Source organism: Acetobacter pomorum (assembly GCF_002738225.1).
GTDB lineage: Bacteria > Pseudomonadota > Alphaproteobacteria > Acetobacterales > Acetobacteraceae > Acetobacter > Acetobacter pomorum.
Window position 1 is genome coordinate 1 of the sequence record NZ_PEBQ01000160.1, and the last position, 8,020, is coordinate 8,020.

Consider the following 8,020-nt stretch of genomic DNA (forward strand, 5'->3'; position numbering starts at 1 on the left):
CGTCTCGGTGAAGCAGCTTCTACACCCCACCCACTCATAACGTCAACACCCAATTTCAGAAAAAATACATAATCTTCAAAGAAATGCTTTTTTTTATAAAAAAGGCGGCCATCCGGCCGCCTGCTTTTCTACGCTTAGTTTTTGGCAACTACCTTGGTTTTCTCGGGAAAAGCAGTCTCCCAGCCCCCACCAAGCGCATTATAAAGCTGCACCAAGTTACCCGATATGGTGGCAGTGCTATCCGCCAGCTGCGTCTGAGACTGCAAAAGGCGGCGCTGCGTATCCAAAACCTGCAAATAGCTTTGAAGCCCATGCTTGTATTGGCTTTGCGCCAACTCTAGCGACCGCGCATCTGCCGCAACCTGATTACGGATATTCTGGTTACGCTTCTGTTCTGCCTGATAGGCAGTCAGTGCATTATCCACTTCCTTCCATGCGTTCAGCACCGTTTTGCGATACCGCAGCGCTGCCGCTTTCTGGGAAGCCTTCTTCATTTGAAGCTGACCTGTCAAACGCCCTCCCTGAAAGATGGGAAGCGTAATGGATGGCCCCACATTCCACATGCGGGAACTCCAGAATCCCATATCGCGGAAAGAAAAGGACTGAAAACCAAAGCCCGCATCAATAGTAACTTTTGGATAGAAATCAGCTTCAGCTTGCCCGACCTCTGCGGTCGCCGCATGAAGTTCCTCACTGGCTTCACGGATATCGGGGCGACGTTCTGCCAGTTCAGAGGGCAAACCAACCGGCACCTGTGGTGGCACTGGGGGAATCCCTACTGTTTGCTCCAGTTCCGTATTTAACCCACCTGGAGGAGCACCCATAAGCAGGTTGATGGCGTTGATCTGCATGGCAATGCGTTGTTCAAACTGAGGAATCAACGCATTGGTCCGCTCCAGTTGTGAGCGAGCACTATCCACATCCAGTTCACTCACTAATCCGCTTTTGTAACGCGAGGAACTTAGTTGAAGAATCTGTGATGCCGCATCACGATTCTCTTTGGTAATACGGAGCTGTTCCTGCAAATTACGTAAAGTCATATAATCAGAAGCCAGTTCAGCCTGCCGCGCGATCAGAATGCCCCGACGTTCTTCCATCGTGGCTTTCATGTAGGCCTTGGCCGCCTCATACTGCCTGCGGACGCGCCCCCACAGATCCACTTCCCAACTAGCCTGCAAGCCATCCTGCCATTGGTTGAGCAAGGGAATGGAAATGGAAGAGGACTGCGCAGAAAGCAATTCTCCCAATCCGGTGCCCGCTGCATTCTGGCCAATGCGCTCTACAATGCGCTCCAACTGTTTGCTACTATACTGTGCCCTGCGATACGAGCCAGAAGCAGCCAGATCGGGAAACCGCTCTGCACCAGCCAGCAGCAGTTGGCCGCGGCTTACCGCAAACTGTTCGGTAGCTTGCTGCACATCAAGGTTCTGATCTGCCAGACGTTTTTCAAGCGATGTCAGTTCGGGATCATTAAAGATGGCCCACCATTGCGGATCAGGCGCCTGCGTTGTGGGAACACTCAAAAGCTGCGATGTATCCTTATCTGCCGCACGCTGCCATTGAGAGGGAGACCATGTATCTGGTTTTTTATAATCTGGCCCCACCATGCACCCCGCCAGCATGAAAACCAGCGCCAACGCGCCTGTGCGCTGTGCATTCCGTTTTGCCACCCGTTCACCCTCATCGAAAATGATATGTCTGATAGAAAATACCAGCCCTTGCACTGACCGACCAGTTCGGTCAGCATGATAACCTACCTTCTTTCCTCTGTGCGTCAATCGCCTGTCTTTAAAGTCTGAAATCCTGATGTCTGAACCTTCCTCCCTTTCTTCTTCATCTTCTACCTGTACGGGAGAATCAGAAGCCAAGCGCGAGCAGATTCTGCAAGGGGCTTACAACGTATTTGCTGAACATGGCTATGAAGGCGCCAGTATGTCAGCCATTGCGCGGGAGGCAGGTGTTTCTAAGGGCACATTGTATAATTATTTTACCAACAAAGCGGATCTTTTTGGCGCTTTTGTAGAAAAATGTTGTCGGGAAAAACTTCCACCTGCTTTGGCGCCGGTGCAAAAAGAGGCCACGCCCAAGGAAACACTTACAGCTGTGGCACGCGCCATGGTGCAGCTGATTACCCAGCCTGAAAGCTTGATGCTTTATAGAATGATTGTTTCTGAGGCTCCGCACTTCCCACAACTGGCCACCATTTTTTGGGCACATGGCCCACGCATTGCCATTGAAACATTGTCCAACTGGATTCATGAACAAACACAACGTGGCACCTTAAAAACGGATGATCCCGTTTTTGCGGCAGAACAGTTTTTCTCACTTTGTCAGACGAGAATTGCGCACAGAAAGCGCTTTAACATGTCTTACGACAACATGGAGGAAGATGAAGAAAAGGTTATTCATGCTGCCGTAAACATGTTTCTGGCAACTTACGGCCAATAATATTTTCTAAAAAACAAACCCCGCATACCTTAAATATGCGGGGTTTGTTGATATCAACAGTTTGGTTGAAAAGATTTATTTCTTCAATTCTTCAACCAACTGCGGCACAACCTCAAACAGATCCGCTTCCATTCCATAATCCGCCACTTGGAAAATGGGGGCTTCCGGATCTTTATTGATAGCCACAATCACGCGGCTGTCCTTCATCCCGGCAAGATGCTGGATAGCGCCAGAAATACCAAAGGCCATATACAGTTCAGGCGCCACAATCTTGCCTGTCTGACCCACCTGATATTCGTTTGGCACGAAACCCGAATCTACAGCCGCGCGAGAGGCACCAATAGCTGCCCCCAAGGCATCTGCCAGCGGATCCAGCGTATGGAATTTTTCTTCGCTTTGCATCCCACGGCCACCGGACACAACAACACGTGCTGTTTCTAGATCTGGACGTTCAGAATCAGACAACTTCACGGCTTCGAACTTGGAAACTTCTGGGGCATCTACAGCATCCACAGCTTCAATGGGCGCATTACCACCTGTGGAAGCTGCCGCATCAAATGCAGCGTTACGTACCGTCAGCACCTTTTTGGCATCTGAGGACTTTACCGTTGCCAGCGCATTACCTGCATAAATGGGGCGGACAAATGTTTCTGCATCCACAATGCGGATAACATCCGGAATAGGTTGTACATCCAGCAGAGCAGCAGCACGTGGCAGCACGTTCTTGCCCGTAGCCCCCGCAGCCGCAACAATATGATCGTACTGGCCTGCCAGAGAAACAATCAAAGCAGCCAGAGGTTCAGCCAGTTCGTGCGCATAGCGTGCATCTGCTGCATGCAGCACCTTGGCAACACCCGGCACAGCCGCCGCAGCCTGTGCAATGGCGGCATCACCCGCCACCAGCACATGCACTTCACCCAACTGAGAAGCTGCCGTTACGGCAGAAAGAGCGGCCTTTCTGATCTGGCCTTCTTCATGATCCAGAAGAACAAGAGCGGTCATGATCAGATCACCTTTGCTTCGTTACGCAGTTTTTCCACCAGTTCCGCAACGGAACCAACCTTGATGCCAGCCTTGCGTTCCGGCGGCTCTGCCACGGAAACAATGCTCAGCCGGGGCTTCATGTCCACACCCAGTTCAGCGGCTTCAATAGTTTCCAGCGGCTTTTTCTTGGCCTTCATGATGTTCGGCAAAGAAGCATAGCGTGGTTCATTCAAGCGCAGATCGGCTGTGATGATGGCGGGAAGCTTAAGAGAAACTTCTTCCGTGCCACCGTCAATTTCACGGCTGACGCGTGCATGATCATCAGCAATTTCTACCTTGCTGGCAAACGTGCCCTGCCCCCAGCCAAGCAGGCCCGCAAGCATCTGGCCTGTAGCATTCATATCATCATCAATGGCCTGCTTGCCCAGAATAACCAGACCCGGTTCTTCCTTTTCCACCAGCTTGCGCAGCACTTTGGCTACGGCCAGCGGTTCGGGGCTTTCTTCTGACAGAACCAGAATGGCGCGGTCAGCGCCCATGGCCATGGCAGTACGCAGCGTATCCTGCGCCTTCTGAACCCCAACAGAAACCACAACAACTTCGGAAGCAGCACCTTTTTCACGCAGGCGCACGGCTTCTTCCACCGCAATTTCATCAAACGGATTCATGGACATCTTGACGCCAGTGGTATCAACACCACTGCCATCTGCCTTCACACGCGGCTTGATGTTGTAATCAACAACCCGCTTTACAGGTACAAGTATCTTCATGACTTCTTTCGCTTGCAGACGCAGGATGGTTCGGACGCTGCCTTACCGTACTTTACTCCAAATTCACATACCGGCCGGATAATTGGGGCCGCCACCACCTTCTGGCGTGGTCCAATCTATATTCTGGGCAGGATCTTTAATGTCACATGTTTTGCAGTGCACACAGTTCTGCGCATTGATCTGCAAATGTGGATTTGTGGCTTCATCCGCCACTTCATAAACACCAGCGGGGCAATAACGGCTTTCCGGCGCACGGAAAACATCCCAGTTCACAGGTTTCCACAGGCTGGGGTTACGCAGGCGCAAATGCACCGGCTGATCTTCTTCATGGTTGGTAGCAGACAGGAAGACCGAGGAAAGCCGATCAAATGTCAGCTTACCATCGGGCTTCGGGTAGAACGGCTTTTCACACAGGGAAGCGGGTTTGAGTGTATCGCTATCCTCATGTTTAAAATGCAGTGTCCACGGCGCACGGCCACGCAGTAGCATGGCATCAATGGCCGCGTACACTGCGCCGCCTTTGGCACCAAAATGTGCAAAAGCTGGCCGAATATTGCGAGCAGAGCGCAGTTCCGGCCACAACCATGAACGCCGCACCAATTCTGTAAATGCACCCGGCTCAACACGGTCTGTTTTTGCAGCCTCTACAACTGCTTCCGCGGCCAGCATGCCGGACTTCATGGCTGTATGGGTGCCCTTGATTTTAGGGACGTTCAGGAAGCCCGCCGAATCCCCAATCAATGCGCCACCGGGGAAAGTCAGACGTGGGATGGCCTGCAACCCACCTTCGGAAAGAGCGCGCGCACCGTAGGAAATACGACGACCACCTTCCAGATGCTGGCGAAAAGCCGGATGCAGCTTGATGCGCTGCATTTCCTCAAACGGAGAAAGCCACGTATTGGCGTAATCCAGCCCCACTACAAAGCCGTAGGACACCAGATTTTCACCAAAGTGATATAACCATGCACCGCCATAGGTGCTGTCATCCAACGGCCAGCCAAAGCTGTGCTGCACTAGACCGGGGCGATGTTTTTCCGCCGGAATTTCCCATACTTCCTTGATACCAAGTCCGTATGTCTGCGGGTCTACATCTTTGCGCAGATCATAATGCGCCATCACCTGCTTGGTGAGAGAACCACGGCACCCTTCTGCAAACAGAGTGTAACGGGCGCGCAGTTCCATACCGGGCTGATAATTGGGGCCGGGAGTGCCTTCCTTGGTCACACCCATATCACCGGTTACAACACCAACCACGCGGTTACGCTCGATAATCACATCTGCACCGGCAAAACCCGGATAGATTTCCACGCCCAGTTCTTCCGCCTGCGTAGCCAGCCAGCGGCAAACTTCCCCAAGGCTGACAACATAATTGCCGTGGTTGGCCATGTGCGGCATGACCTTATCCAGCAAAGGTACACGCAGGCTGCCGGTTTCGGTCAGATATAGCATATCTTCCGATGTAACTGGCGTATTCAGTGGCGCGCCTTTTTCTTTCCAATCCGGAATCAGCTCTGCCAACGCGCGGGGTTCAATAACAGCCCCGGAAACAATATGCGCCCCGATCTCGCTGCCTTTTTCAATCAGGCAGACGCTCAGATCCGGAGAAAGCTGGCGTAGACGAATTGCGGCAGCCAACCCCGCAGGGCCGCCCCCAACAATAACGACATCAAATTCCATCGATTCCCGCACAGGCTCGCTCATTCCCGTTTCATCCCCGTTTAAAGATATGCTGCTTTCCTAAACCCGATTTGGCACAGAATTGCAAAAACGGACACACAGGCCCGTTCTGCCAGAAACAGCTATGCCAGAAAAATTAGTGCTGAATAGCACGTGGGCCAAACGCCAGTTCGTGCACTGCACGCCAGTTTTGATCAACAAAATTAACAATCAATGTACGACGCGTGCCTTTGATAGGCCGCCTTACAAAACCATGCCATGTTTTGTCAGACGGAATGAAGAGCACAGCCGAATTAAACGCGCCGGAAGAACGTGCAACAGACTTTCCATCAGGTGTCATAAGATCTGTGCCCAGTTCCTCTGCCCCTTCCCCGGTGGAAAGAGAAATCAGCAACGTAAGTTTTTTGGCCCCAATATCTGTATGTGGTTCCAGCCAGAATCCATCCGAATCCAGACACAGTTCCAAACGGAGTGCTGCGGTATCCAACTCCACGTTACAGATACGCTCAAACGCATAACGCATGGTTTCGCTGTCCAACAGATGCGCCATCCGGTTTAGCCGTGGGTCCTGCCGCCTTACGGCCGGATCCACAAACACCCGAGACTTATTACGAGTCTCACGCCGCCCACCGACATCACCCGCAATAGCCGACTCGCCCGGATCCCATGCCAGCAATGCTGCACATGCCTCTGGTTCCAGCACATTTTCAAGCATCCAGTGGGGAAATGGGTAAGCCATCACCGGCGTTTGCGCTAACGAAACCGGCAAAGAGAATGTCCCGCTCTGATCGGGTGCAGTGGCATCAGGACTCATGGCGTCCGATCCTTCAGCTGTCACGGAATATCGGCTGGGTAAAGACACCATCATGGTTGTCTTGCATAGCTCCCTTTCACAGGAAGCTTTCCTTCCTTGCGCCAAAATACGAACGCAATCAAGGCTTGGCGTTATTTAAAGGGCAGCAGAAAACTGTGGTGTAGCAACTTGTCCGTTTGCCTGGGCCTTCTGCTGTAACGCGCGCCGCCGCGTATCAAACACAGCCGCAACATGCCTTACAAAAGGCCGCCCCAATGAAGTGATATTGATTTTCTGGCCTTTAATTTGCACCAACCCATCCTGCTCGAACGGTTGAAGCGCTGCAAGCTCTTCAGAAAAATCATGCCCCTGCCCGACAGCAGCAAGGTCAACGGCCATATCGCACATAATGCGTTCGATAATGGGCCCGCGCAGTTTGTCGTCTTCTGTAAAAGCAACACCACGCGCTATAGGCAAAGAATCTGAACCTTCTGCCATGGCCCGTGCATAAGCTGCCACACTTGTAATATTCTGGGCAAAACCAGCAGGCAGCATGGATATGGCAGAAGCGCCCATTCCTAGCAGAACGGGGCAGGAATCCGTTGTATAGCCCTGAAAATTACGGTGCAATGTGCCAGATTTTGCGACCTTGGCCAGGCCATCTTCTGGCAAAGCATAATGGTCCAACCCTATGGGTTGATACCCTTGCGCCTGCAAAACTTTATCTATTTCCGCCCGCTGTGCCAGTCGCTCCTCAGACTTCGGCAGAGAAGCTTCAGGTATCAGGCGCTGTCGCTTTTGCTTCCACGGCACATGGGCATATCCAAACACCGCCAAACGGTCTGGTCGCAAGGATGCAATTTTGAGAGCAGTTGCACCCACACTTTCAACTGTCTGGTAAGGCAGGCCGTATATCAGATCAATATTAACGCCAGAGACACCCGCAGCACGTGCGGCCTGAATACAGGCCTGCGTTTGTTCAAAAGACTGATGCCGACCACACGCTTCCTGCACGCGGGGCTCAAGATCCTGCACACCAAGACTGATACGCGTAAAGCCCAGATCACCCAGCAATGCAGCATAATCCTGCGGCACATGCCGTGGATCAAGCTCCATTGCCAGTTCGGCCTGCGGATCAAACTGAAAGAACGTGCGCACTGAACGCATAATCTGCCGCAAGGATTGGGCAGGCAAGGTTGTGGGCGTACCGCCCCCAAACTGCACATGCCTTACGGTGCGTTGTTCCCCCACCAGCGCAACAATACGGCGCATTTCTTCGCGCAGAAGATCGCCATAGGCGATACGCCCATCTTCATGCCGCATGACGGATGTATTGCACCCGCAAAAC

The 8,020-nt window shown here is 52.5% G+C and carries 7 protein-coding genes; 1 reads left to right on the forward strand and 6 read right to left on the reverse strand.

What is annotated here, in order from left to right:
* Window positions 1-134: 134 nt before the first annotated feature.
* Window positions 135-1,724 (reverse strand): efflux transporter outer membrane subunit, encoded by a 1,590-nt coding sequence (locus CSR02_RS12730; RefSeq protein ID WP_099541894.1) that lies wholly within the window; start codon window positions 1,722-1,724, stop codon window positions 135-137.
* A gap of 82 nt (window positions 1,725-1,806) precedes the next feature.
* Between CSR02_RS12730 and CSR02_RS12735 the strand changes: the two genes are divergently transcribed.
* Window positions 1,807-2,448: a TetR/AcrR family transcriptional regulator gene (locus CSR02_RS12735; RefSeq protein ID WP_099541895.1), complete on the forward strand. Its 642-nt coding sequence runs from the start codon at window positions 1,807-1,809 to the stop codon at window positions 2,446-2,448.
* A 75-nt stretch (window positions 2,449-2,523) separates the two neighbouring features.
* Here the strand turns inward: CSR02_RS12735 and CSR02_RS12740 are convergent, their stop codons facing one another.
* From CSR02_RS12740 to hemN, 5 genes are all read right to left on the reverse strand, one after another.
* Complete coding sequence (locus tag CSR02_RS12740; RefSeq protein ID WP_042786483.1) at window positions 2,524-3,450, reverse strand: FAD-binding protein; 927 nt, start codon at window positions 3,448-3,450, stop codon at window positions 2,524-2,526.
* A 2-nt stretch (window positions 3,451-3,452) separates the two neighbouring features.
* Complete coding sequence (locus tag CSR02_RS12745; protein ID WP_042786482.1) at window positions 3,453-4,202, reverse strand: electron transfer flavoprotein subunit beta/FixA family protein; 750 nt, start codon at window positions 4,200-4,202, stop codon at window positions 3,453-3,455.
* Window positions 4,203-4,265: 63 nt separating this feature from the next.
* Window positions 4,266-5,903 carry an electron transfer flavoprotein-ubiquinone oxidoreductase gene (locus CSR02_RS12750; protein ID WP_042786481.1) on the reverse strand — a complete coding sequence of 546 codons (1,638 nt, stop codon included), beginning with the start codon at window positions 5,901-5,903 and terminating at the stop codon, window positions 4,266-4,268.
* A 112-nt stretch (window positions 5,904-6,015) separates the two neighbouring features.
* On the reverse strand, window positions 6,016-6,693 hold the full coding sequence (locus CSR02_RS12755; protein WP_095045793.1) for a 2OG-Fe(II) oxygenase: 678 nt from the start codon (window positions 6,691-6,693) through the stop codon (window positions 6,016-6,018).
* Between the two features lie 135 nt (window positions 6,694-6,828).
* On the reverse strand, window positions 6,829-8,020 hold a 1,192-nt coding region (gene hemN, locus CSR02_RS12760), incomplete at its 5' end, for an oxygen-independent coproporphyrinogen III oxidase (protein ID WP_099541896.1).